Genomic DNA, 22357 nt, shown 5'->3' with positions numbered 1-22357 from the left:
AACAGGTGCGACATTTTGATACCGGGTGCGGCTTGCCGGGGCAAGCCATTGCCGCGACAAGCCGCGCTGGGGGCCGGGATCAGAATCATGAGGACCAACGACATTGCGCCACCTGCCGCCTAGTTTCCTGACCCTGTCCACCACCCTGGCGAGTGCCGCGCTGGTCCTGGCGCCCGCCGGGCCTGCGCTGGCGCAGGACAGCACCCAGCCGGAAGAGCAGGTTGTTCCGGGCGAGGCCGAGGTGGACGAGGCGGCAAACGAGATCATCGTGTTCGCCCGGTCACTGCGCGGCCAGGTGGATGCGCCGGAAGCTCCGCTGCTGGAACTGGGCGCGGAGGAGATTGCCGGCTATGGCGCGGGCTCCATCGACGAGCTGCTCGAACTGCTGGCCCCGCAGGTCACCAGCGGCAGCGGGCGCGGCGATGGCCGGCCGGTGATCCTGGTCAATGGTGTCCGCATCGCCAGTTTCCGCGAATTGCGCAGCTACCCGCCCGAGGCGATCGAGAAGGTCGAGGTGTTCCCCGAACAGGTGGCCCAGCGCTATGGCTATTCGGCCGACCAGCGGGTGGTGAACATCATCCTGAAGGACAATTATTCCAGCCGCGAGATCGAGCTGGAATACGGCCAGCCGTGGGATGGCGGCTTCTCCTCGCAGCAGGTGGAGGCGACCTATCTGCGGATCGACGGCCCCAGCCGCTTCAACCTGAACCTGCAGTGGGAAAACAGCAGCATCCTGACGGAGGCGGAGCGCGGCGTGCTGCAGGCCGCCGGCAGCATTTCGGCCATACCGGGCGACCCCGATCCGGCCCGATATCGCAGCCTGACAAGCGACGGTGCCGGTCTGGAGGCGACTGCCAACTGGACCACGCAGCTGGGATCGGGCGGCACGACACTGAGCCTGAACGGCACGGTGGAACGCGAGGACTCGCTCAGCCTGAATGGCCTCGACACGATCAGCCTGACCGATCCGGCCGGCACAACCGCATTGCGCGTGTTCGGCGCGGACGATCCGCTGACCGTGGACCGGCGCACCACCACCTACTCCGTTGCCAGCGCGCTCAACACCAACATCTCCGACTGGCAGATCAGCGGCACGGTGGATGCCAGCCGCGCCGACACGCGCACACTGATCGCGCGCCGGCAATCGGCCGATGGCTCACCAGACTATGCCGCGCTCCAGGCCGCTGCAACCGCGGGTACGCTGGCGCTCGATGGCGATCTGGGCCGCCTGCCCGATCTGGGGACCGACCGGGCGGACAGCAGCACCGATACCCTGTCCAGCAAGCTGACCGCCAATGGCCGCCCGTTGCTGCTGCCCGCGGGCGAGCTGTCGGTGACGCTGGATGCCGGTTATGACTGGAGCCGCATCACCAGTGAGGACACCCGATCGGATATCGGCCGGGTGCGGCTGACGCGCGGCAATGCCAATGCCGGCGTGAACGTGTCCGTTCCGCTGACCAGCGTGCGGGACGATTTCCTCAGCGATGTCGGCAATCTGACGCTGAACCTCAGCGCCGGGCTCGATCACCTGTCGGACTTCGGCACGCTGACCGACTGGTCGGCCGGGCTGACCTGGGGCGTGACCGACACCCTGACCTTCACCGCCACCCATGTCGGCCGGCAGGCGGCGCCCTCGCTCGCCCAGTTGGGCAATCCGGTGATCGAGACGCCCAACGTCTCCATCTTCGATTTCAACACCGGCCAGACGGTGCTGGCCACGGTCATCAGCGGCGGCAATGCGACGCTGCCAGAACAGCAGCAGAGCGACTGGTCCTTCGGCGTGAACTGGCAGCTGCCGTTCCTCGAACGGTCCAGCATCCAGCTCGACTATATCGACAATCATTCCACCGACGTGACCGACAGCTTCCCCGAGCTGACCCCCGCGATCGAGGCCGCCTTCCCCGGCCGGGTCACCCGCGCACCGGATGGCAGGTTGCTGTCGGTCGACCAGCGGCCGATAACCTTTGCGGAGCAGGACACCCGGCGCATTCGCCTGGGCATCAACCTGTCCGGACCGTTCGGCAGCGAGTTTTCCGAAACCGAGCAGGCCGCGCGCACTGCGCGCGATCCCGTGCGATCGGCGCTGCGTCCCGCCGGCGGCGGCGCACCAGGGCAGGCTGCGCGGGGCAGCCAGGAGGCGCGCCAGGGCGGCCGGCAGGGCGGTTTCGGCGCCAACATGACGCCGGAACAGCGCGAGCAGATGGCGGCCTTCCGCCAGACCTTCTGCAGCAGCGACCCGGCCGTCAGCGGCGCGGCCGACATCAGCGTCCTTCCCGAAGGACTGCTGCAACGGCTGCGCGGGGAGGACGGGCAGATCGCACCCGATCGGCTGGAGATGTTCCGCGAACGCTTCTGCAGCCGGGAGGCGCCGTTCGGCCGACCCTCCGGCAGCGAAGGCGGCACGCCGCCGACGACAAACCAGGCCGAAGGTGGTCCCCCGCCTGGCGAGGGCGCCCAGCCCCGCGCTGGGGCCAGCGGCGACCGGGCGGGTTCCGGTGGCGGACGCGGGCCGGGCGGTAGTGGTCGTGGACCGGGGGGCGGCGCGCCCGGCCTGCCCGGTGGTGGCGGCAATGGCCAGGGTCGCTGGTTCACCAACCTGACCTACAATTACGAACTGGAGAACAAGGTGCTGATCGCCGAGGGCGGTCCGGTGCTGGATCGGCTGAACGGGGATGCGCGGACACCGCGCCACACGGCACAGCTGCGCGGCGGCATCTTCTATCGCGGCTTCGGTGGCTTCGTGGAGGCGGAATATACCGGATCGAGCACGCTGAACGGCAGCGGACTGCCCGGCAGCACCGACCTGCGCTTCAACGATCTGGCGACCTTCGGCATCCGCACCTTCGTGGACCTGAACCAGCGCCCCGGCCTGACGGACAGGGTGCCGCTGCTGGAGAATGTCCGCATCTCGTTCGACCTGGACAACATCCTCGATGCCCGCCAGCGCGTGACGAACGATGCCGGCGACGTGCCGATCCGGTACCAGCCTTTCCTGGTCGATCCGATCGGCCGCCGGTTCGAGATCGAGCTGCGCAAGCTGTTCTGATCGCGCGATAGTCCTGCCGTCCCCGCTTCCATGGCGGGGCGACAGGCCCTATCTGCCCCACATGTCGCGTACGCCTGCCGGTACCCCCCACGACCCCCGCGGGTCGTCCCGCTTCAACGAGGAGCGGGCCGCCTATACCGTATCCTCCGCTCAGCCCGATCTGGAGGCGGGAGTCGCCGCCATCCGTGATGTGGTGCGCACGCTGAAGCCCAAGCCCGGCGTGTACCGCATGCTCGATGCACGGGGTGAGGTGCTGTATGTCGGCAAGGCGCGCGCGCTCAAGAACCGCGTCGCCAATTACACCCAGCTTGCCGGCCTTTCCAACCGCCTTCGCCGCATGGTCGGCCAGACGCGCAGCATGGAAATCGTCACCACCAATTCGGAAGCCGAGGCGCTGCTGCTGGAAGCGCAGCTGATCAAGCGCTTCCGCCCACCCTACAACGTGCTGCTGCGGGACGACAAAAGCTTCCCCTTCATCCTGCTGCGCGCGGGGCACGACTTCCCGCGCATCCAGAAGCATCGCGGGGCACGCAAGGCGCAGGGCCAGTATTACGGCCCCTTCGCCAGCGCCGGATCGGTCAACACCACGATCAACGCGCTGCAGAAACTGTTCCTGCTGCGCAGCTGCACCGACAGCTTCTTTTCCCGGCGCGACCGGCCGTGCCTGCTGTACCAGATCAAGCGCTGCTCCGCCCCCTGCGTGGGCCGCATCGACAAGGACGGCTATGGCGAGCTGATCCAGGAGGCGAAAGACTTCCTGGGCGGCCGTTCGGGCGCGGTGCAGAAGAAGATCGAGGTGCAGATGGCGGAGGCTGCGGAGGCGCTGGACTTCGAGCGCGCGGCCATGCTGCGCGACCGGCTGCGCGCCGCGACCTTCATCCAGGGCACGCAGGCGATCAATGCCGGCGGGGTTGGCGATGCGGACGTGTTCGCGCTCGCCAGCAAGGGCGGCCATGTCGGCCTGCAGGGCTTCTTCATCCGTGGCGGGCAGAACTGGGGCCACCGCGCCTTTTTTCCGACGCACACCGCAGAGGTGAGCGAGGAGGAGGTGCTCGCCCGCGTGCTGGCCCAGTTCTACGAGGAGGTGCCGCCCCCGCCCACCATCCTGGTGGACCGCGAACTGCCCGATCGCGAACTGCTGGAGGAAGCGTTCTGCGCCCTCGCCGGCCGCCGGGTGGAGATCAGCATTCCGCAGCGTGGCGACCGACGCCGGTTGATGGAGCAGGCGAGCCGCAATGCGGAGGAATCGCTCGATCGCCGCATGGCCGAGTCCGGCACCCAGGCGAAGCTGCTGACCGAACTGACCGAGTTCCTGGAACTGGCCGATGTACCGCAGCGGATCGAAGTCTACGACAACAGCCATATCCAGGGCGCCAAGGCTGTGGGCGCGATGATCGTTGCCGGGCCGGCCGGCTTTATCAAGAACCAGTATCGCAAGTTCAACATCCGCTCAGCGCAGACAAATGACGATTTCGCCATGATGCGCGAGGTGATGGGCCGCCGCTTCGCACGCGCGCTGGAGGAAGATCCCGATCGCGACGGAGGCATGTGGCCCGACCTGGTGCTGATCGATGGCGGCAAGGGCCAGATGTCCTCCGTCCGCGACGCGCTGGAGGAGCTGGGGATCGAGGACGTGCCGCTGATCGCCATCGCCAAGGGCCCGCATCATGGGCGCGAAGGGCGCGAGGTGTTCCATTTCCCGGACGGGCGGGAAAAGATGCTGCCCGTCAACTCGCCGCTGCTGTTCTACCTTCAGCGCCTGCGGGACGAGGTCCACCGCTACGTCATCGGCGCCCATCGGGAAAAGCGCAGCCGCGCCATTACCGCCAGCCCGCTGGACGAGATCCCCGGCATCGGCCCGGCCCGCAAGCGCGCGCTGCTGCTGCATTTCGGCACCGCGGGCAAGGTCCGCGCCGCCGGGCTGGAAGATCTGCAGCGCGCCCCGGGCGTCAGCGCGGCAGTGGCGCAGGCGGTGTACGACTTCTACCACCACCGGGGTTGATCGCTGGGACGCCGGGCTCGACACGACGCCTGCGGCTTGGCAATGTCTGACAAAAGCAGACCAGCCCAGGAGAGTTCTCGTGCCCCACCCCCGCCCCATCCTTGCCGCCACCTCCGCCCTGGCGACGCTGCTGGCCGCCGGCTGCACCACGCAAGCGCCGGCGGGTGTAACCGGCAACAGCGCGGCAATGGCAGTGTCGGACGGCTGCAACCCGCTGTTCCGCAACCGCTGGACCGCGGACCCTGCGCCGCTGACCGTGGGCGACCGGATGTATATTTATGCCGGACACGACGATGGGGACGAGCACTTCAGGATCGACGAGTGGGTCGCCTATTCCACCACCGACATGCAGAGCTGGACCGATCACGGGGCCTTCATGAAGCCGACCGATTTCAGCTGGTCCACTGGCGAGGCATGGGCTTCGCAGATGGTGGAAAAGGACGGCAAGTTCTACTTCTACGTCACGGCGCAGCACAAGCAGCCGCATGGCGGCAAGGCGATCGGCGTCGCGGTGGGCGACAGCCCGCTCGGGCCCTTCGTCGATGCGCGCGGATCGGCGCTGGTGCTGGACAACAAGGATACCTGGCGCACCTGGAGCGATATCGACCCGACCGTGCTGATCGACGATGACGGCACGGCCTACATGGCGTGGGGCAATTCCAACCTGTACCTGGCGAAGCTGAAGCCCAATATGATCGAGCTGGACGGCCCGCCGCAGGAACTGCAGCTGACCAATTATCTGGAAGGGCCGTGGCTGCACAAGCGCGGCAACCTGTATTACCTGACCTACGCCTCCATCAAGGAGCCGGAGCAGACGAACGAGCGCATCTCCTACGCCACGGCGCCCTCCATGGCGGGTCCCTGGACCTATCGCGGCGAACTGACCGGGGAGGCGGAGAACAGCTTCACGATCCATGCAGGGATCGAGGAGTTCAAGGGCGACTGGTACTTCATCTACCACAACGGCACTCTGACGATCGACGGCAAGCCGGGCTCGCAATATCGCCGCTCGGTCGCGGCGGAGCGGATCACCTATGATGAGAACGGGCTGATGCGGGCGATCGCGCAAACGCGGCAGGGCGTGTCGACGGGGCCGTGCCGCTGAGGGCGGCCCGCATTGCCGACCTCCAATCCTCCCCGTGTGCAGCATGGGGAGGACGAGAGCGCCGCATGGGTCAGGCCAGACGCACCATGCCCTCTTGCGCCACGCTCGCCACCAAGCGGCCGTCGCGGGTGAAGATCTGCCCGCGGCCAAAACCGCGGGCCTGGCCCGACCACGGGCTCTCGATGACGTAGAGCAGCCAGTCATCGGCCCGGAACTCGCCATGGAACCACAGCGCATGGTCCAGGCTGGCGGCCTTCACATCACCGCGCGGGAAGCTGAGGCCGTGCGGCTGCAGCGCGGTGGAAAGCAGCTGGAAGTCGCTGGCATATGCCAGCACCGCATTGTGCACCGGTCGCAAGTCCGGCAGCGGGGCCACGGTGCGGAACCACACATGCGCCACCGGCGCACGCGGCTGCGGGTCCAGCCAGTCGCGCGGCTCCACCGACCGGAAGTCGATCGGACGGCTGCGGATCATGAACTGCTTGGCCAGTCCGTCGGGCATCTGTTCGGCCACATGCCGGCGGATCTGCGCGTCGGACACCAGCTCTTCCGGCGGAGGCACGTCCGGCATCTGCGCATATTGGTGCGCCGGGCCGTCCTGCGGCTCCTGAAAGGACACGAGCAGGTTCAGGATCGGCTGCCCCTGCTGGCTCGCCACCACCCGCCGGTTGGAGAAGCTGTTGCCGTCCAGGTCGCGCTTCACGCGGAACTCGATCGGCTCCTTGTCGGTGCCGGCGCGCAGGAAATAGGCGTGCAGCGAATTGGCGGTGCGGCTGTCCGGCACGGTGCGGCGCGCGGCACCCAGGGCCTGCGCGATCGCCTGCCCGCCGAACACCCGTCCGGCGGCGTCCGGTTGCCGGCGGCCGATGAAACGGTCTCCGCCGCGCGGTTCCAGATCCAGCAGCAGCGTCAGCTCCGCTACCAACTGTTCGGGCGTGGGCCCTTTTGAGTCATGGCTGGCCATCGTCCGTCGCAGATGCGCGGCACGGCAAGCCTAGTCAACTTCATTGCATGTCCCGGCAATGAAACGTCAGCCGTACATCCTTCTCCTGTTGCCCGACTGTCGCACTATGCTGTCACCCGGCCAGTGCGGCCAGCAACAGCAGGGCGACAATATTGGTGATCTTGATCATCGGGTTGACTGCCGGGCCGGCCGTGTCCTTGTACGGATCGCCCACCGTGTCACCGGTCACCGCCGCCTTGTGCGCCTCCGATCCCTTGCCGCCGTGATTGCCGTCCTCGATATACTTCTTGGCATTGTCCCACGCGCCGCCGCCGCTGGTCATGGACAGGGCCACGAACAACCCGCTGACGATCACGCCCAGCAGCAGCGCGCCCAGCGCGGCGAAGCCGTTCTGCTGCCCCGCCACCAGCGTGATCCCGAAATAGACCGCCGGAGGTGCCAGCACCGGTAGCAGGCTGGGCAGGATCATCTCCTTGATCGCGGCCTTGGTCACCAGGTCCACCGTGCGGGCATAGTCCGGCTTGCTGGTGCCGGCCATGATGCCGGGATCGGCATGGAACTGCGCGCGCACATCCTGCACCACGTCCCCCGCCGCGCGGCCCACGGCGGTCATGCCCATCGCGCCGAACAGATATGGCAGCAGCGCGCCCAGCAGCAGGCCGACGATGACATACGGGTTCTCCAGGCTGAAATCGACATCCAGCCCGGGGAAGAACTCGGTCAGATCGGTGGTGTAGGCGGCGAACAGCACCAGCGCAGCGAGGCCGGCGGAACCGATGGCGTACCCCTTGGTCACCGCCTTGGTGGTGTTGCCCACCGCATCCAGCCCATCGGTCCTGGCGCGCACCTCCTGCGGCAGGCCGGCCATTTCCGCGATGCCGCCGGCATTGTCGGTCACCGGGCCATAGGCGTCCAGCGCCACCACCATGCCCGCCAGTGCCAGCATGGCGGTCGCGGCATAGGCGATGCCGATCAGGCCGGCGATTTCGTAGGCGCCGATGATCCCGGCCACGATCACCAGCGTCGGCAGCGCGGTCGCCTCCAGGCTGATGGCGAGACCCTGGATGACATTGGTGCCGTGCCCCGTCTCGCTCGCCCTGGCGATGGAGCGGACCGGGCGGTAATTGGTGCCGGTGTAATATTCGGTGATCCAGATGATCGCCGCCGTGATGGCCAGGCCCACCATGCAGCAGGCGAACAGCGCCCAGCCGGTGAAGGGCCGCACCTGCGCGGCCATCCCTTCCGTGTCGATCGGCTGGCCGGGCATGACATCCTGCGTGCCGCGCAGCAGCGCGTCCCCGCCGATCGCCGCATTCATGTCGCCCAGCGCCAGGTTGATGGCGAACCAGATCGCGGGGACCGACAGCAGCGCGGTCAGGCCGAAACCCTTGTACATCGCGCCCATCACATTGGTGCCGCGGCCCAACCGCACGGCATAGGTGCCGATGATGGAAGTGACGATGCACACGCCCCCGATCAGCAGCGGCAGCGTCATCAGCGGCAGCAGCAGATCGCCCATATTGCGCACCAGCAGCGCAGTCAGCACCATGGTTGCGCCCACCGTCACCACGTAAGTCTCGAACAGGTCGGCCGCCATGCCGGCGCAATCGCCGACATTGTCGCCCACATTGTCTGCGATCACCGCCGGGTTGCGCGGGTCGTCCTCCGGGATGCCGGCCTCCACCTTGCCCACCAGATCGGCGCCGACATCGGCCGCCTTGGTGAAGATGCCGCCGCCCAGCCGGGCGAAGATGGAGATCAGGCTTGCGCCGAACGCCAGCGCGACCAGCGCATCGATGACCTGCCGATCGTCCGGGTCGAGGCCAAACACACCGACCAGCAGGCCGAAGAACACCGCGATCGACAGCAGCGCCAGTCCCGCCACCAGCATGCCGGTGATGGCTCCGCTGCGGAAGGCCAGTGTCAGCCCCTGCTGCAATCCCTCGCCCGCCGCAGCCGCGGTGCGCAGATTGGCGCGGACGGAGATGATCATGCCGATAAAGCCCGCCGCGCCCGACAGCACCGCCCCGATGACGAAGCCGCTGGCGCTGATCGGCCCGAGCAGCAGCAGCACGATCACCGCCATGACCGCGCCGACCAGGGCGATGGTGGTATATTGCCGCCGCAGATAGGCCTGCGCGCCTTCCTGGATGGCGGCGGCGATCTCCCGCATGCGGTCTGTGCCGGTGGCGCTGCGCAGCACCTGCCGCCCAGTCACCAGGCCATAGACGATGGCCAGCAGGCCAAGGCCCACGGCGATACCGATCAAGTCCATCGGCGATCCTCTCCCTGCGGCCCGATCATAGTCGCCGGGTCCATCAAGAGGTCAGGCTAGGCCCGATGATCCTAAGTGCGCAAGCAAAAAGCTGCGATGCTAATCAGTTGTGTTGCCAACCCAACCCTGCGGCATTGGCGATCGGCTGCCCGTCCACGAACAGCGGCACGAAGCCGAGCGGCTCCACCTGGCCGACCTGCGTGGCGGGCACGGGGGGCTGCGTGCCGGGCGGCAGGGTGAACAGCAGCTGGTAATCATCGCCCCAGCTCAGCGCCTCCAGCCGGCGGGACTCGGGCGCGGCGATGGGTACAGCGGCCGTATCGATCGCGATGGACACAGCGCTCGCCTCCGCCAGTCGCCAGCTGTCGAGCAGCAAGCCGTCCGACACATCCATCATGGCGGTTGCCAGCGGGGCGAGCGCCGTGCCCTCTGCCAGCAGCGGGTGCGGCCGGCGGTAGGCGGTGCTGTCCGCGCCCGTCCCGTCGCGCAGCGCCTCGAAGCCCATCAGGGCCGCGCCGACCGGGCCGGTCAGCCACAGTCCATCCCCGGGCTGCGCACCGCTGCGACCCGGCACCGGGCGGTGCGTGGCGCGGCCGATCGCGGTCAGGCCCCAGCTGCGCTGAGGTCCGCCCGCCACCGTGTCGCCGCCCAGCAGCGGCACGTCATACCGGCCCAACACCTGGGACAGTCCCAGCAGGAAGCGTTCGTCATCATCGCCCAGCATGTGCCCCAGCAGCACGCCCACCGGCTCCGCGCCCTTCGCGGCGAGATCGGACAGGTTGGTGGCCACCAGCTTCCAGGCGATGTCGGCCGCATCCTGCCCGGGCAGGACATGGACGCCTTCCACCAGCATGTCGTGCGTCAGCACCAGCGCCTCGCCGCCGATCTCCAGCACTGCCGTATCGTCGGCCAGACCGCGGGCAGCAGGATGCCCGGCCAGGAACCGCAGCCCGTCGATGAAGGCGGCCTCGCGGCTCACCGGCTGGCGGAGGGGCGCACCGCCTTGGCAACCGCGTCCAGCACGCCGTTGGCGAACTTGGTTTCCCGCGCGTCGAAGAAGGCGTGGGCGATGTCGAGATATTCGCTGATCACGGTGCCCACCGGCACGTCGTGGCGCGCCAGCAGCTCGTAAGTGCCGCAGCGCAGGATCTGCTTCATGGTGCGGTCCAGCCGCGTCAGGCTCCAGCCGCTGGCGAGCTTGCTCTCCACCAGCGTGTCGATCTCCTCCGCCCGGGCGAGCGCACCCTTGACCACGTCGTCGAAGAAGGCCAGCTCCGCCTGCTCGATCGGTTCTTCCTCGATCGGACGGCCCAGGCGGTGCTGGTGGAACTCGTCCAGCAGCATGGGCAGCGGCGTCTTCTCCATCTCCCGCTGGTAAAGTGCCTGCACCGCGGCGAGGCGGGCGGCGGAGCGGGCGACGGACTTGGACTTGTTACTCATGGGAGACGCAACTCCACGGAACGGGCATGGGCCGGCAAGCCTTCGGCACGGGCCAGGGCAATCGCGGCGGGACCGATGCGGGCGAGAGCCGCGGCATCGAGCGAGATGAAGCTGGTGCGCTTCATGAAATCGAGCACCGACAGGCCGCTGGCGAAGCGGGCGCGGCGACCGGTGGGCAGGACGTGGTTGGGGCCGGCGACATAGTCCCCGACCGCCTCCGGCGTGTGGCGGCCCAGGAACACGCTGCCGGCATGGCGCAGCTGCGCGAACATCGCCTCCGGATCGTCCACTGCCAGTTCGACGTGCTCCGCGGCAAGGCGGTTGGCAAGGGCGGGCGCCTCTGCCGCGAGGTCGCCGACCAGGATGATCACGCCATGCGCGTTCCAGCTTTCGCGGGCGGTGCGTTCCGTCGCCAGCTGGGCGCATTGCACGTCCACCGCATCGGCCACCAGATCGGCGAATGCGGGATCGTCCGTGATCAGGATCGACTGCGCAGCCGGATCATGCTCGGCTTGGCTGAGCAGGTCGGCGGCGATCCAGTCGGGATCGTTCCGGCCGTCGGCGATCACCAGGATCTCCGACGGGCCGGCCACCATGTCGATGCCGACCACGCCGTAGAGCTGGCGCTTCGCCTCCGCCACATAGGCGTTGCCGGGGCCCACGACGGCATCAACTGGCGCGATGCGGGCGGTGCCGTAGGCCAGCGCGCCGATCGCCTGCGCGCCGCCGACGCGCCAGACCTCGTCCACGCCAGCCAGATGCGCGGCAGCGAGGACCAGCGGATTGCTCTGCCCCTTGGGCGTGGGGGTGACGACGACGAGCCGCTGCACCCCGGCAACCTTGGCCGGGATGGCGTTCATCAGCAGGCTGGAGGGGTAGGCCGCCCGGCCGCCCGGGACATAAAGCCCGGCGGCGTCCACCGCGCTCCACTTCGCGCCCAGCCGCACGCCGGCATCGTCGGTGAAGTCGCGGTCGGCGGGGAGCTGGTCGCGGTGATAGGCGGTGATCCGGTCGGCGGCGAGTTCCAGCGCAGCCCGCAGGTCGGGGTCGAGCGCGTCGAAGGCAGCGCGGCAATCCTCCGCCGTGATGCGCCAGTCGGCATCACTGGCGAGCGTGTGCTTGTCGAACCGCAGCGTATAGTCGGCCAGCGCCGCATCGCCGCGGTGGCGCACGTCGTGCAGGATGTCGGTCACGGCGCGGGCGACATCGCCATCGCTTTCGCGGCGATCATCGACCAAACGGGCGAAGCGGCGTTCGAAATCGGCATCGCCGGTGTGGAGGCGCAGCATCAGGCCGGCTCCGCCACGGGCACGAGCGCGCGGAAGCGGTCCACCAGTTTGGCCACGCGCGGGTCGGTCTTCAGGGCGGCGCGGTTGACGATCAGCCGGGCCGACACCTCCATGATGCGGTCGGTTTCCACCAGGCCGTTCTCCGCCAGCGTGCGCCCGCTGGACACCAGGTCGACGATGCGCCCGCTGAGGCCCAGCGACGGGGCCAGCTCCATCGCGCCGTTCAGCTTGACGCATTCGGCCTGGATGCCGCGGCGTTCGAACCAGCGGCTGGCGATGTTGGGGTATTTGGTGGCGATGCGCAGATGGCTGGCGCGGGCGGAGAGGTCGTCCGCCCCCTGCCCTTCGCGCGGTTCCGCCACGGACAGGCGGCAATGGCCGATGGCGAGATCGACGGGGGCGTAAAGCTCCGAATAGTCGAACTCCTCGATCACGTCCGACCCGACGATGCCAGCCTGCGCCGCACCGAACGCGACGAAGGTGGCGACGTCGAAGGCGCGCACGCGGATGATGCGGGTCGCCCCGTCATCGCTGGCGAAGCTGAGCGCGCGATTGCCCTTGTCATGGAAGGCAGCCTCCGGAACGATGCCGGCGCGCGCCATCACGGGCAGCGCCTCTTCCAGGATGCGCCCCTTGGGCACGGCGAATGTCAGTGGTCGGGATTGGCCCATGGCGGGGCCGCACATAAGGGGGCCAAGGGCAAAGGGCAATCGGGCGGCGGCAACACATGACGCGCGTCCCCGGGGGTTACACCATACGACGGATTTGTCGCCGCACGTCCAGCCAGGCGAACGGATCGTCCAGCCAGCTGGGCAAGCCTTCGCCGAGCACCCGATCGAGGCGGTTGATGGCGCTCAACAGCCTGGAATCGTCCGGTTTTCTCCAGATGGTGCGCGCGCAGCCACGATGCAGCGCGATGTGGAACGGGCCAGCGAGCGCCAGCTGGTATGCCTCGGCCTGTGTGAACTTCCAGCGGGGCTGCTGTTTTCCCCTTATCGCGGTCTCCCATGCGGCACGGAACGAGCCGGCGCCGGGATGCTTGCGCAGGCGATAGGCGGACTCGCGGGTCAGGCCGAGCAGCTGTGCGGCCTTCCGCACGCAGGCGGTTTCGGCGAGCAGGGCGATGAAGCGAGCCTGCCGCGCCGGGCTCCAGCCGTCCTTGCGGGTGCGCAGCGGGACGGGCAGGAAGGCGGGCAGCTTGAGATAAGGTGCCCACGGCTTGTGGCGCGGGCGTTTGCTGGAGTTGCGGCGGTTGCTCATGCCCACGCGCGTAAGCGCGGGCGACGGGTGTAGGAAAATACTTTCGGCTGCCCGCAACCTCACGCCACCGGATTGTCCCGACACCTGGCCCTGATGCAGACCAGCCCCCCTCCGCACGGGCGAAGGGAGGCTGGTCTGTTCTACCGGGACGGCAGTGCGTCAGGGCACAGGCGCATCCACGGTCGTGCGATCTTCCACGCCATCCTGCACCATCGGATCGGTGATGGGCTCGTCCACCATGCCGTTATCCATCGCGTCGTCATCGCCGTCTGGCAGGGTGGCATCGGGCGTGGTTGGCGTGGTCGGAGCCGGCTCCATCGGCGAGGTGGTGGTCGGTGCCGTGACCGGGCCGTTCGGGTCAAGCGGATCGGTCGGCGACATCGGATCGGTCGGCCTCATCGGATCGGTCGGCATCGGCGCGGTCTGTTGCGGGGTTGTCGTATCCTGCGGCATCGTCGTCATATCCTGCGCCTGAGCCATACCGCCCAGCCCGCCCAGCCCGCCCAGCAATGTCGCAGCCATCAGACCTTTGAGAACAATCTTCATGTCAGTTACCTCCAGAGTGGCACTATGTGTCGAACAGACGCATGGCCGGACCGGATGGCTCCCCGAAATGCGGCGAGATGATGGCAAGGGCGGACGGATGGAAATTGTTTATCTGACGTTCAGCAAGGGACTGCGACAAACCAAGTCTAGCAGCTTTCAGAGCGGATCTTACACACAGCAATCAGCTACTGAGGCTGAAGACAGCGACCTGTCTGTAGAGCATCGTTTGGCGGGAAATTGCCTCGTCCATTTGCCTTCTGGAGCGGACATTTTCCACTCCACTCATCCTCGAGTCTGTCAGGCTGTAGGCATGGCTTGGATCAATCCACTTCCGCTTAGGTCCAGTACAATATTCGCCCGGTGGGCAGGCCGTCCGCCAGCCGCCCTTCAAAGAAGCAGCGCAGTTCGCGCATCGTCGCCGTGTCGTAGACCTGCTTCTCGCTGCCGAACTTGGTCCGCTTGGTGACGCGGTTGGCGTCCGTCATGTCGAGGGCGGAGCCGGGATACCAGCTGGTCAGCACCGCCCTGGAGCCCGGCGTGAAGCGATGGGTGATCAGCTCTATCGTGAGGTCCAGCCCGGCAATGCCGGAAAGCGCCGCGGCAGCGTCCACGATCAGCTGGGCATAGGCGTCCTGCCAGCCGGGTGCGGCGATGATCGGGGCGATGGTCAGGCCCACCGGGTAACCGGCCCGGGCCATGTCGGCGAGCGCGGCAAGGCGCTGCGCCACCGGCGAGGTGCCGCCTTCGAACCGGGCAAAGGCGGCCGGATTGACCGAAGCGCGCATCCGCGTGCGGCCGCCATGATCCAGCGCGAGCAGTGGCGTCACGTCCGCGAACTTGGTGGTGAAACGCAGCTGCGCATCGGCCTGCCAGCGCCCGAACCATGCAACGGTGGCGGACAGGGAGCCGGTCAGCGGCTCCAGCGCCAGCGGATCGGTGTAGCAGGACGCCTCGAACGTGGTGCCTTCCGCCACCCGCGCGGCATTGCGGGAGGTGATGGTGCCCTGCCCCAGATAGGCCGGCAGACCGTCCAGTATCTCGTCGAGATTGGCATAGACGCGGGTGATGGGCGGACCTTTGAGCGATCCGGCGAGATAGCAGTAGGAACAGTGCGCCGGGCACCCCTCGGCCAGGTCCACCCGCCAGTCCGCGCTGGGCGCGATGGGTTGCAGGCGGCGCTTGGACGGGGGCGCGACGGTGAGGGCCAGCGTGGCCTTGGCCTGGGCATAGGCCTGGCGCGGATCGTCGGCCAGGTCGAGCTTCAGCCGGTCGCCGGGCAGCTCGACCACCTCCACCCCCATGGCGGTGGCCCGCTCCATCATGGCGCGGCCATGCGCAAAGGTCAGCGCGGCGCGCGTAACGAGCAGGCGGCGCGGACGCCAGGGGGCCGGCGGGCGCGGACGCGAAGGGGTGGATGCGGGCTGCATGAAGGGTGCAACGAACGCCCGCGCCTTCGGGTTCACGCAGGCGCGCCGGACGCCCGATCAGCCGGCCGATGGAGAAAGAGCTTGCCGCCGGGCCACTTAGCTGGCGCAAGGGGCGGCAGGGAGTTCGTGATGACGCAGAGGCAGGTGACCAGACTGGCGGATATCGCCGCTTTGGCCGGGGTGACCACGGCCACCGTCTCGCGCGCGCTGTCCGGCCATGCGCAGATCAGCCCGGCCACGCGGCAGAAGGTGCTGGCCATTGCGGCGGATCATGGCTTTCGCATCAACCAGACCGCGCGCAATCTGCGGCTGGGGCGCACGCAGGCGATCGGCGTGGTGATCCCGCTGGGCCACCCCAGCGCGCAAGGCGTGTCCGACCCGTTCTACACCGCGCTGATCGGCCAGCTGATGGAAGGGCTGGCGCTGCGCGGCCATGCCATGCTGCTGTCGAGCGGCGCGCCGGAGGATGCCGGATGGCTGGAAAGCCTGGCGCTGAGCGGGCGCGTGGACGGGATCATCGTGCTGTGCCAGTCCGACCAGGATGCCCGCCTGCGCGAAGTGGCGCGGACCTATCGCCCGCTGGTCGTGTGGGGGGAGGCGTCGGCGGGCTATTGCTGCGTCGGCACGGACAATCATGCGGGCGGGCGGCTGGCGACGGAGCATCTGCTGGCGGCAGGGCGGCGGCGGATCGCCTATGCCGGCATGACGGACATCCCGGAACTGGCGGCGCGGCATGCCGGCTACCTGGCCGCGCTGGCGGATGCGGGGATCGCGCCCGGCCCGCAGATCGGCGTGCCGCTGTCCTTCGATGCGGACCGGGCGCCGCTGACCCAAGGGCTGGCGGGCCATCTGGCAGGTCCGCAGGCGATCGACGGCGTGGTCGCCGCATCGGACGTGATCGCGATGGGGGTGATCCGGGCGCTGGCGGAGAACGGGCGCAGCGTGCCCGGCGATGTGGCGGTGGTCGGCTATGACGATGTCAGCCTGGCGGCCCATGTGCTGCCCGCGCTGACCACCGTGCGGCAGGATCTGGAGCAGGCCGCGGCGATCATGCTGGACCTGATGTTCCGCCGCATCGATGGCGAGGAGCCCGGTTCCCTGCAACTGGCGCCGCAGCTGGTGCGGCGCCAGTCGGCTTAAGGATCCGGCAGTTCGGCCAGCAGCTTGTCCGGCGTCATGGGGAAGCTGCGCACGCGCACGCCACAGGCGTGGTAAATGGCGTTGTTGATCGCGCCGGCCGCGCCGCAGATGCCCAGTTCGCCTACGCCCTTGGCCTGCAGCGGGCTGCCGGCGGGGTCGCGTTCGTCCACCAGCACCACATCCAGATGCGGCACGTCCAGGTTCACGGGGATGTGATATTCGGCGAGGTCGGGATTGACGAGGTGACCGTCGCGCGCGTCGAAGGTCAGTTCCTCGGTCAGGGCGCTGCCGATGCCCCAGACCATGCCGCCCATGCATTGCGAGGTGGCGGTCTTTTCGTTCAGCACCCGGCCCATGCTGAAGGCGCCGGCGAAGCGGCGCACGCGCGTCTCGCCGGTATAGGCATTCACTGCCACTTCCGCGAAGAAGGCGCCATACATGGCCGCCGCGAAGGCTTCGGTGATCTCGCCGGGCTTGAAGTGGCCGGTGCGTTCCACCTCAGCGCCGGCCAGCAGGTCCGGCAGGGCGACGCGGCGGTTGCCGGCGATGGCGAAGCCGTCCTTCAGCGTCAGCTCCTCCTCCGTCGTGCCCAGCTGTTCCGCCAGATGCTCGCGGATCGCCTCGCATGCCTCGAACACGGCGGAACCCGTGGAGGCCGCGCCCCAGCTGCCGCCGGAACCGGAGCCGGGCGGCAGGGTCGTGTCGCCCAGCTGCACCAGCACGTCGGCGGGATCGAGGCCGAGCATCTCGCCGGCGATCTGGCCCAGGATGGCATAGGTGCCGGTGCCGATATCGGTCATGTCGCTGGCGACGATGGCCGTGCCGTCAGGAGACAGGGTGACGCGGGCCTGCGCCTCGTTGATGTTGTGGACGCGGCAGGCATTGGCCATGCCGGTGCCGATCCACCATTCGCCCTCCCGCCGCTGGCCCGGAGTTCGGTCGGACCCGTCCCAGCCGAAGCGTTCGGCGCCGGCCTTCAGGCACTCGACCAGCTTGCGGGAGCTGTAGGGGATGCCCTCGCTCGGGTGCTGGTCCGGGATGTTGCGCAGGCGCAGCTCCACCGGGTCCATGCCGATGGCATTGGCGAGTTCGTCCATCGCGGATTCCAGCACCTGCATGCCGACCGCCTCGCCCGGGGCGCGGACGGATCCGGCCGTCATCAGATTGACGCGGGCCAGTTCGATGGCGAGCCGGCGGTGCTCGCCCGGGTAGAGGAACTCGCTCGCCTGCGTGACCGGCTCGGCGAACTCCTCCTCCGGCAGGTTGGAGACGCGCGCCTCATGTCCGAAGCCGGTCAGGCGGCCATTGGCATCGGCGGCCAGACGCAGGCGCTGCGTGGTTTCCGACCGGCGCATCACGCACTGGAACACCTGCTGGCGCAGCATGACGACACGCACCGGACGGTTCAGCTGCATCGCCGCGACCGATGCCGCGACGCCTTCCGGGCTGATCCCCAGTTTCGATCCAAAGCCGCCGCCGACATAGGGTGAGATCAGGCGCACCTGCTCCGGCGCCAGGTCGAGCGAGTCGGCCAGTTCCTTCTGGTTGTAGGCGAGCATCTGCAGGCTGGAATGCAGCGTCAGCGTCTGCCCGTCCCACTCCGCGATGCTGGCATGCGGCTCCATCGGCGCGCTGTTGTGGCCTTCGGTGGTGTAGGTCACGTCGACCGCATAGGCCGCCTGCGCCATGGCCTGCGCCAGATTGCCCTGGTCGATCGGTTCGTCATAGGTTTCGGTCGGCGCGGCGGGATCGTGTGGGTCCGTGACAGCGTCATCATCTTCGCGGTAGGTCACCTTCAGGTGCTTGGCGGCGTCGCGCGCCTGCTCAAAGGTCTCGGCCAGCACGACGGCAATCGGCTGGCCATAATATTGCACCTGCCGCACCTGCTGCACCGGGGCCTCGCCCGCGCCGCCCTGCGCCGCGCGCGCGGTCATCCGCTGGTCGGAGATGACGGCGAGGACGCCCGGCATGGACAGGACGGATTGCTCGTCGATCGCCGTCACCTCGCCCTTGCTGATCGTGGCGGTGACGAGCACGCCTTCGGCCATGCCGTCGACGGGATACTCGGCGGCATAGGGCGCCGTGCCGGTGACCTTGGCCGGGCCGTCCGGCCGGTCGAGCGGCTGACCGATCACGCCCTGTGCCATCGCATCGAGGCGGTTGCGATCGTCCGGGCGGTCCATGGTGAGGGAACGGGTCATGCGGCACCTCCGGTCGCTTCGCGCAAGACCGCCAGCAGCGTGCGGCGGGTCAGCGGGATCTTGAAGTCGTTTTCGCCCTGCCCTTCGGCATCCTGCAGCAGCAGGTCGGCGGCCTGGTGGAACAGGGCGTCGGACGGGGCCTGGCCGGCCAGCAGCTGCTCGACCCGCGGATCGTGCCACGGCTTGTGCGCCAGCGCGCCAAAGGCGAGCGCGGCCGAGCCGATGGTGTCGCCATCCATCCGCACCACGGCCGCCACCGACACCAGCGCGAAGGCGTAGGATGCCCGGTCGCGCACCTTGCGGTACAGCTGCCTGCCACCGGCGGGCGGCGGCAGGATGACGGCGGTGATGACCTCCCCGGGCTCCAGCACATTGTCGAGCTGCGGCGTGTCACCGGGCAGGCGGTGGAACTCGCGAACGGGCACTTGGCGGCTGGTGCCGTCGGGCCGCTCGATCTCCACCGTGGCGTCCAGCGCCGATAGAGCTACCGCCATGTCGCCGGGGTAAGTGGCGATGCAGCTGTCGCTGGCGCCCAGGATCGCATGGATGCGGTTATGCCCGCCGATCGCGCCGCAGCCGGTGCCGGGCTCCCGCTTGTTGCACGGCTGATCGATGTTGTAGAAATAATAGCACCGGGTCCGCTGGCACAGATTGCCGCCGGTGGTGGCCATGTTGCGCAGCTGGAAGGTCGCACCAGCCAGGATGGCGCGGGCCAGCACCGGATAGTTGCGCCGGATGCGCGGGTCCGCCGCACAGGCGCTGTTCGTGACCAGCGCACCGATCCGCATGCCGCCATTGTCGGTCGGCTCTATCCCGCCCAGCGGCAGGCGGTTGAGGTCGACCAGCCGGTCCGGCACCTCCACCTCCAGCTTCATCAGGTCCAGCAGGTTGGTACCGCCGGCGATCGGCCGGGCGCCGTCCCCCAGCAATTGCCCGGCGTGACCGAGGCCATCGGGACGCATGTACTGGAAAGGACGCATCATTCGGCTCCCGCGGTTTGGGTGCTCATGGCTTCGGTGATCGCATCGACGATGTTGGAGTAGGCGCCGCAGCGGCACAGATTGCCGCTCATCCGTTCGCGGATCTCCTCGGCCGACAGCTCCACCTTGCCGTCCAGATCCTCGCTGACGAAGCTGGCCCAGCCATTGGCCGCTTCCGCCAGCATCCCCTTGGCCGAACAGATCTGGCCGGGCGTGCAATAACCGCACTGATATCCGTCATGCTTCACAAAGGCCGCCTGCAGCGGGTCCATCGCGTCGGGGGTGCCGATCCCCTCGATCGTGGTCACCTCGTGCCCGTCCTGCATGATCGCCAGCGTCAGGCAGGAATTCACCCGTTGTCCGTTCACCAGCACGGTACAGGCCCCGCACTGGCCGTGATCACAGCCCTTCTTGGTGCCGGTCAGCCCGCAATCGTGGCGCAGGAAATCCAGCAGGCTGGTGCGCGGATCGCCCGTAATTTCGTGTGCGGTTCCATTGATCGTCAACTGCATGGATCGCCTCCCTTGATATTGCCGCCAACGCGCTGCGCGCCCGATCGGTCCGAAACTAAACCATGTTCGATGCGCACCGTCCCTGCGCAGGCAGGTGGAACAGCCGGTGGCGCGGCATGTTCGAACAGGTGGGACCAGGCCTGCGCATCGCCGCAGCCGAGATGAAGAGGTGCGAGGCATGATCGACCATGCAGCCAGCCGGGACCGGATGGTCCGCAACCAGATCGAACGGCGCGGGGTCCGCGACCGGCAGCTGCTGGCCGCCATGCGCCGCGTGCCCCGCGAGCGGTTCGTGCCGGAGGCGCTGGCGGAGTTCGCCTATGAGGACTCCGCCCTGCCGATCGAGGCGGGGCAGACCATCTCGCAGCCGTGGATCGTCGCCACCATGATCGAGGCGGCCGAACTGAGCGCGGACGACCGTGTGCTGGAGGTGGGCGCGGGATCCGGCTACGCGGCCGCCGTGCTGGGCGAGATCGCCGCGGAGGTGATCGCGGTCGAGCGGCACGCGGAACTGGCCGAACTGGCGCGCGAGCGGCTGGCGGCGCTGGGCTATGCCAATGTGGAGGTGCGGCTGGGCGACGGCACGCGCGGCGCGCCGGATGATGCGCCGTTCGACGTGATCCTGGTGGCGGCGGCTGGGCCCGACGTGCCGCAGGCGCTGAAGGACCAGCTTGCCCCGGGCGGGCGGCTGGTCATGCCGGTCGGAGACACGGACGGGCAGACCTTGTGCAAGATCACGCGGATAGAGGACGATTTCGACGAGGAGACCCTGGCCCCGGTCCGTTTCGTGCCGCTGATCGGGCAGGAAGGCTGGCCGGAGGATGGCAGCCGCGCGGCCACCAATCACAAGCCTGGCGCATCGCGCGGCCGCACGGTTCCGGAGATGATCGCCGATGCCGCCGAACCGCTGCCCACCTTCGACGATCGCGCTTTCGGGAGGCTATTCGACCGGTATGCCGACAAGCGGGTCGTGCTGCTGGGAGAGGCGAGCCATGGCACCAGCGAGTTCTACCAGGCGCGCGCGGCGATCACCCGCCATCTGGTCGCGCATCACGGCTTCACGATCGTGGCGGTGGAGGCGGACTGGCCCGATGCGGAGGCGGTGGACCGCTTCGTCCGCCACCGTCCACGGCGGCGGCAGGAGGAACCTCCGTTCCAGCGCTTTCCCGGCTGGATGTGGCGCAACACCGACGTGCAGGCCTTCATCGGCTGGCTGCGCGAGCACAATGCCGGTCTGGCGGCGGAGCAGCGGGCCGGGTTCTACGGGCTCGACATCTACAACATGTCGGGCTCGATCGGCGCGGTGCTGGACTATCTGGATCGGGTCGATCCGGAAGCGGCGGTGGTCGCCCGCGAACGCTATGGCTGCCTGACGCCGTGGCAGAACGATCCGGCCACCTACGGGCGCGCATCGCTCAGCCGGGGCTACGCCGCATGCGAGGCAGCGGTGATCGACCAGTGCCGGGAGCTGCTGGACAGACGGCTGAACTATGCCGCGGAGGATGGCGACGACTTCCTGGACGCGGCCCAGAATGCCCGGCTGGTCGCCTCGGCAGAGCGGTACTACCGGATTATGTATCATGGCGGGGCGGAAAGCTGGAACCTGCGCGATACGCACATGTTCGAAACGCTGCGTCACCTGCTGGACGCCAAGGGGCCGGATGCCAGGGCGATCGTCTGGGCGCATAACAGCCATATCGGCGATGCCCGCGCCACCGACATGGGCCAGACGCGGGGCGAGCTGAACATCGGGCAGCTGGCACGCGAGGCGTTCGGCGGGGATGCGGCGCTGATCGGCTTCGGCACCCATACCGGCACGGTCGCCGCCGCCACCGACTGGGACGGCGACATGGAGGTGAAGCGCGTGGTGCCGTCACGCAGCGATTCCTACGAACGGCTATGCCATGACAGCGGAGTGGACCGCTTCCTCCTCGACCTGGCGCCGGGCCGCCATCCGGCGCTGCGCCGGGCCTTGTGCGAGCAGCGGCTGGAGCGGTTCATTGGCGTGATCTACCGCCCGGAGACGGAGCGATGGAGTCACTACAGCGAGGCCGTGCTGCCGGATCAGCTGGATGCCTGGGTCTGGTTCGACGAGACGCGGGCGGTGACCCCGCTCGGCCCCGAGCACCATCGCGGCATGCCGGAGACCTACCCGTTCGGCGAATAGGTC

Annotated in this window: 17 protein-coding genes; 5 read left to right on the top strand and 12 right to left on the bottom strand. The window is 68.4% G+C overall.

Annotated features, from left to right (window positions below; all coding sequences use genetic code 11):
• The first annotated feature begins 103 nt into the window (after window positions 1–103).
• From D5S08_RS16835 to D5S08_RS05870, 3 genes are all read left to right on the top strand, one after another.
• A complete protein-coding gene (locus D5S08_RS16835) occupies window positions 104–3046 on the top strand; it encodes a TonB-dependent receptor (RefSeq protein ID WP_162301933.1) in 2943 nt (980 codons plus the stop codon).
• Window positions 3047–3107: 61 nt separating this feature from the next.
• The gene (uvrC, locus tag D5S08_RS05875; protein WP_121116521.1) at window positions 3108–5048 is read left to right on the top strand and encodes an excinuclease ABC subunit UvrC; all 1941 of its coding nucleotides are present in this window, start codon (window positions 3108–3110) and stop codon (window positions 5046–5048) included.
• A gap of 79 nt (window positions 5049–5127) precedes the next feature.
• Window positions 5128–6153 (top strand): glycoside hydrolase family 43 protein, encoded by a 1026-nt coding sequence (locus tag D5S08_RS05870; RefSeq protein ID WP_206610293.1) that lies wholly within the window; start codon window positions 5128–5130, stop codon window positions 6151–6153.
• 70 nt (window positions 6154–6223) lie between these two features.
• On the opposite strand, the gene D5S08_RS05865 is transcribed toward D5S08_RS05870, so the two are convergent.
• The 9 genes from D5S08_RS05865 to D5S08_RS05825 form a co-directional block, all read right to left on the bottom strand.
• Complete coding sequence (locus tag D5S08_RS05865; protein ID WP_121116519.1) at window positions 6224–7117, bottom strand: acyl-CoA thioesterase; 894 nt, start codon at window positions 7115–7117, stop codon at window positions 6224–6226.
• A gap of 112 nt (window positions 7118–7229) precedes the next feature.
• A complete protein-coding gene (locus D5S08_RS05860; protein WP_121116517.1) occupies window positions 7230–9392 on the bottom strand; it encodes a sodium-translocating pyrophosphatase in 2163 nt (720 codons plus the stop codon).
• 103 nt (window positions 9393–9495) lie between these two features.
• Complete coding sequence (thiL, locus tag D5S08_RS05855) at window positions 9496–10371, bottom strand: thiamine-phosphate kinase (protein WP_121116515.1); 876 nt, start codon at window positions 10369–10371, stop codon at window positions 9496–9498.
• Window positions 10368–10832 carry a transcription antitermination factor NusB gene (gene nusB, locus D5S08_RS05850; protein ID WP_121116513.1) on the bottom strand — a complete coding sequence of 155 codons (465 nt, stop codon included), beginning with the start codon at window positions 10830–10832 and terminating at the stop codon, window positions 10368–10370. Before nusB ends, thiL begins: the two co-directional genes overlap by 4 nt.
• Complete coding sequence (hisD, locus tag D5S08_RS05845; protein ID WP_121116511.1) at window positions 10829–12121, bottom strand: histidinol dehydrogenase; 1293 nt, start codon at window positions 12119–12121, stop codon at window positions 10829–10831. The genes nusB and hisD overlap by 4 nt, the downstream gene beginning before the upstream one ends.
• Window positions 12121–12792, bottom strand: coding sequence for an ATP phosphoribosyltransferase (gene hisG, locus D5S08_RS05840; protein WP_121116509.1), 672 nt, complete (start codon window positions 12790–12792; stop codon window positions 12121–12123). The genes hisD and hisG overlap by 1 nt, the downstream gene beginning before the upstream one ends.
• A gap of 76 nt (window positions 12793–12868) precedes the next feature.
• Window positions 12869–13381, bottom strand: a complete 513-nt coding sequence (locus D5S08_RS05835) for a hypothetical protein (protein ID WP_121116507.1) — start codon at window positions 13379–13381, stop codon at window positions 12869–12871.
• A 159-nt stretch (window positions 13382–13540) separates the two neighbouring features.
• Window positions 13541–13927 (bottom strand): hypothetical protein, encoded by a 387-nt coding sequence (locus tag D5S08_RS05830; RefSeq protein WP_126665497.1) that lies wholly within the window; start codon window positions 13925–13927, stop codon window positions 13541–13543.
• A 335-nt stretch (window positions 13928–14262) separates the two neighbouring features.
• Complete coding sequence (locus D5S08_RS05825; protein WP_121117034.1) at window positions 14263–15354, bottom strand: SPL family radical SAM protein; 1092 nt, start codon at window positions 15352–15354, stop codon at window positions 14263–14265.
• Window positions 15355–15483: 129 nt separating this feature from the next.
• Here D5S08_RS05825 and D5S08_RS05820 point away from each other — a divergent pair, with 129 nt between their 5' ends.
• A complete protein-coding gene (locus D5S08_RS05820; protein WP_121116503.1) occupies window positions 15484–16494 on the top strand; it encodes a LacI family DNA-binding transcriptional regulator in 1011 nt (336 codons plus the stop codon).
• Here D5S08_RS05820 and D5S08_RS05815 read toward each other — a convergent pair.
• From D5S08_RS05815 to D5S08_RS05805, 3 genes are read right to left on the bottom strand one after another with little or no spacing between them, the layout of a single operon-like run.
• The gene (locus D5S08_RS05815; protein WP_121116501.1) at window positions 16491–18695 is read right to left on the bottom strand and encodes a xanthine dehydrogenase family protein molybdopterin-binding subunit; all 2205 of its coding nucleotides are present in this window, start codon (window positions 18693–18695) and stop codon (window positions 16491–16493) included. The genes D5S08_RS05820 and D5S08_RS05815 overlap by 4 nt on opposite strands.
• A complete protein-coding gene (locus D5S08_RS05810; RefSeq protein ID WP_121117032.1) occupies window positions 18692–19675 on the bottom strand; it encodes an FAD binding domain-containing protein in 984 nt (327 codons plus the stop codon). Before D5S08_RS05810 ends, D5S08_RS05815 begins: the two co-directional genes overlap by 4 nt.
• Window positions 19675–20187 carry a 2Fe-2S iron-sulfur cluster-binding protein gene (locus D5S08_RS05805; RefSeq protein ID WP_121116499.1) on the bottom strand — a complete coding sequence of 171 codons (513 nt, stop codon included), beginning with the start codon at window positions 20185–20187 and terminating at the stop codon, window positions 19675–19677. The genes D5S08_RS05810 and D5S08_RS05805 overlap by 1 nt, the downstream gene beginning before the upstream one ends.
• Before the next feature lie 178 nt (window positions 20188–20365).
• Here D5S08_RS05805 and D5S08_RS05800 point away from each other — a divergent pair, with 178 nt between their 5' ends.
• Window positions 20366–22354 (top strand): protein-L-isoaspartate(D-aspartate) O-methyltransferase, encoded by a 1989-nt coding sequence (locus D5S08_RS05800; protein ID WP_121116497.1) that lies wholly within the window; start codon window positions 20366–20368, stop codon window positions 22352–22354.
• Window positions 22355–22357 lie beyond the last annotated feature (3 nt).

Source organism: Croceibacterium ferulae (assembly GCF_003660445.1).
GTDB lineage: Bacteria > Pseudomonadota > Alphaproteobacteria > Sphingomonadales > Sphingomonadaceae > Croceibacterium > Croceibacterium ferulae.
Note: the sequence above shows the minus strand (reverse complement) of the source record. Positions and strands in the feature narration are given on the sequence as shown.

Excerpts from the sequence above, each read along its gene's own strand:
- uvrC (WP_121116521.1), top strand. The coding sequence starts at position 3,108 with ATGTCGCGTACGCCTGCCGGTACCCCCCACGACCCCCGCGGGTCGTCC.
- D5S08_RS05865 (WP_121116519.1), bottom strand. The coding sequence starts at position 7,117 with ATGGCCAGCCATGACTCAAAAGGGCCCACGCCCGAACAGTTGGTAGCG.
- D5S08_RS05860 (WP_121116517.1), bottom strand. The coding sequence starts at position 9,392 with ATGGACTTGATCGGTATCGCCGTGGGCCTTGGCCTGCTGGCCATCGTC.
- nusB (WP_121116513.1), bottom strand. The coding sequence starts at position 10,832 with ATGAGTAACAAGTCCAAGTCCGTCGCCCGCTCCGCCGCCCGCCTCGCC.
- hisD (WP_121116511.1), bottom strand. The coding sequence starts at position 12,121 with ATGCTGCGCCTCCACACCGGCGATGCCGATTTCGAACGCCGCTTCGCC.
- hisG (WP_121116509.1), bottom strand. The coding sequence starts at position 12,792 with ATGGGCCAATCCCGACCACTGACATTCGCCGTGCCCAAGGGGCGCATC.
- D5S08_RS05835 (WP_121116507.1), bottom strand. The coding sequence starts at position 13,381 with ATGAGCAACCGCCGCAACTCCAGCAAACGCCCGCGCCACAAGCCGTGG.
- D5S08_RS05830 (WP_126665497.1), bottom strand. The coding sequence starts at position 13,927 with ATGAAGATTGTTCTCAAAGGTCTGATGGCTGCGACATTGCTGGGCGGG.
- D5S08_RS05825 (WP_121117034.1), bottom strand. The coding sequence starts at position 15,354 with ATGCAGCCCGCATCCACCCCTTCGCGTCCGCGCCCGCCGGCCCCCTGG.
- D5S08_RS05820 (WP_121116503.1), top strand. The coding sequence starts at position 15,484 with ATGACGCAGAGGCAGGTGACCAGACTGGCGGATATCGCCGCTTTGGCC.
- D5S08_RS05815 (WP_121116501.1), bottom strand. The coding sequence starts at position 18,695 with ATGACCCGTTCCCTCACCATGGACCGCCCGGACGATCGCAACCGCCTC.
- D5S08_RS05810 (WP_121117032.1), bottom strand. The coding sequence starts at position 19,675 with ATGCGTCCTTTCCAGTACATGCGTCCCGATGGCCTCGGTCACGCCGGG.
- D5S08_RS05805 (WP_121116499.1), bottom strand. The coding sequence starts at position 20,187 with ATGCAGTTGACGATCAATGGAACCGCACACGAAATTACGGGCGATCCG.
- D5S08_RS05800 (WP_121116497.1), top strand. The coding sequence starts at position 20,366 with ATGATCGACCATGCAGCCAGCCGGGACCGGATGGTCCGCAACCAGATC.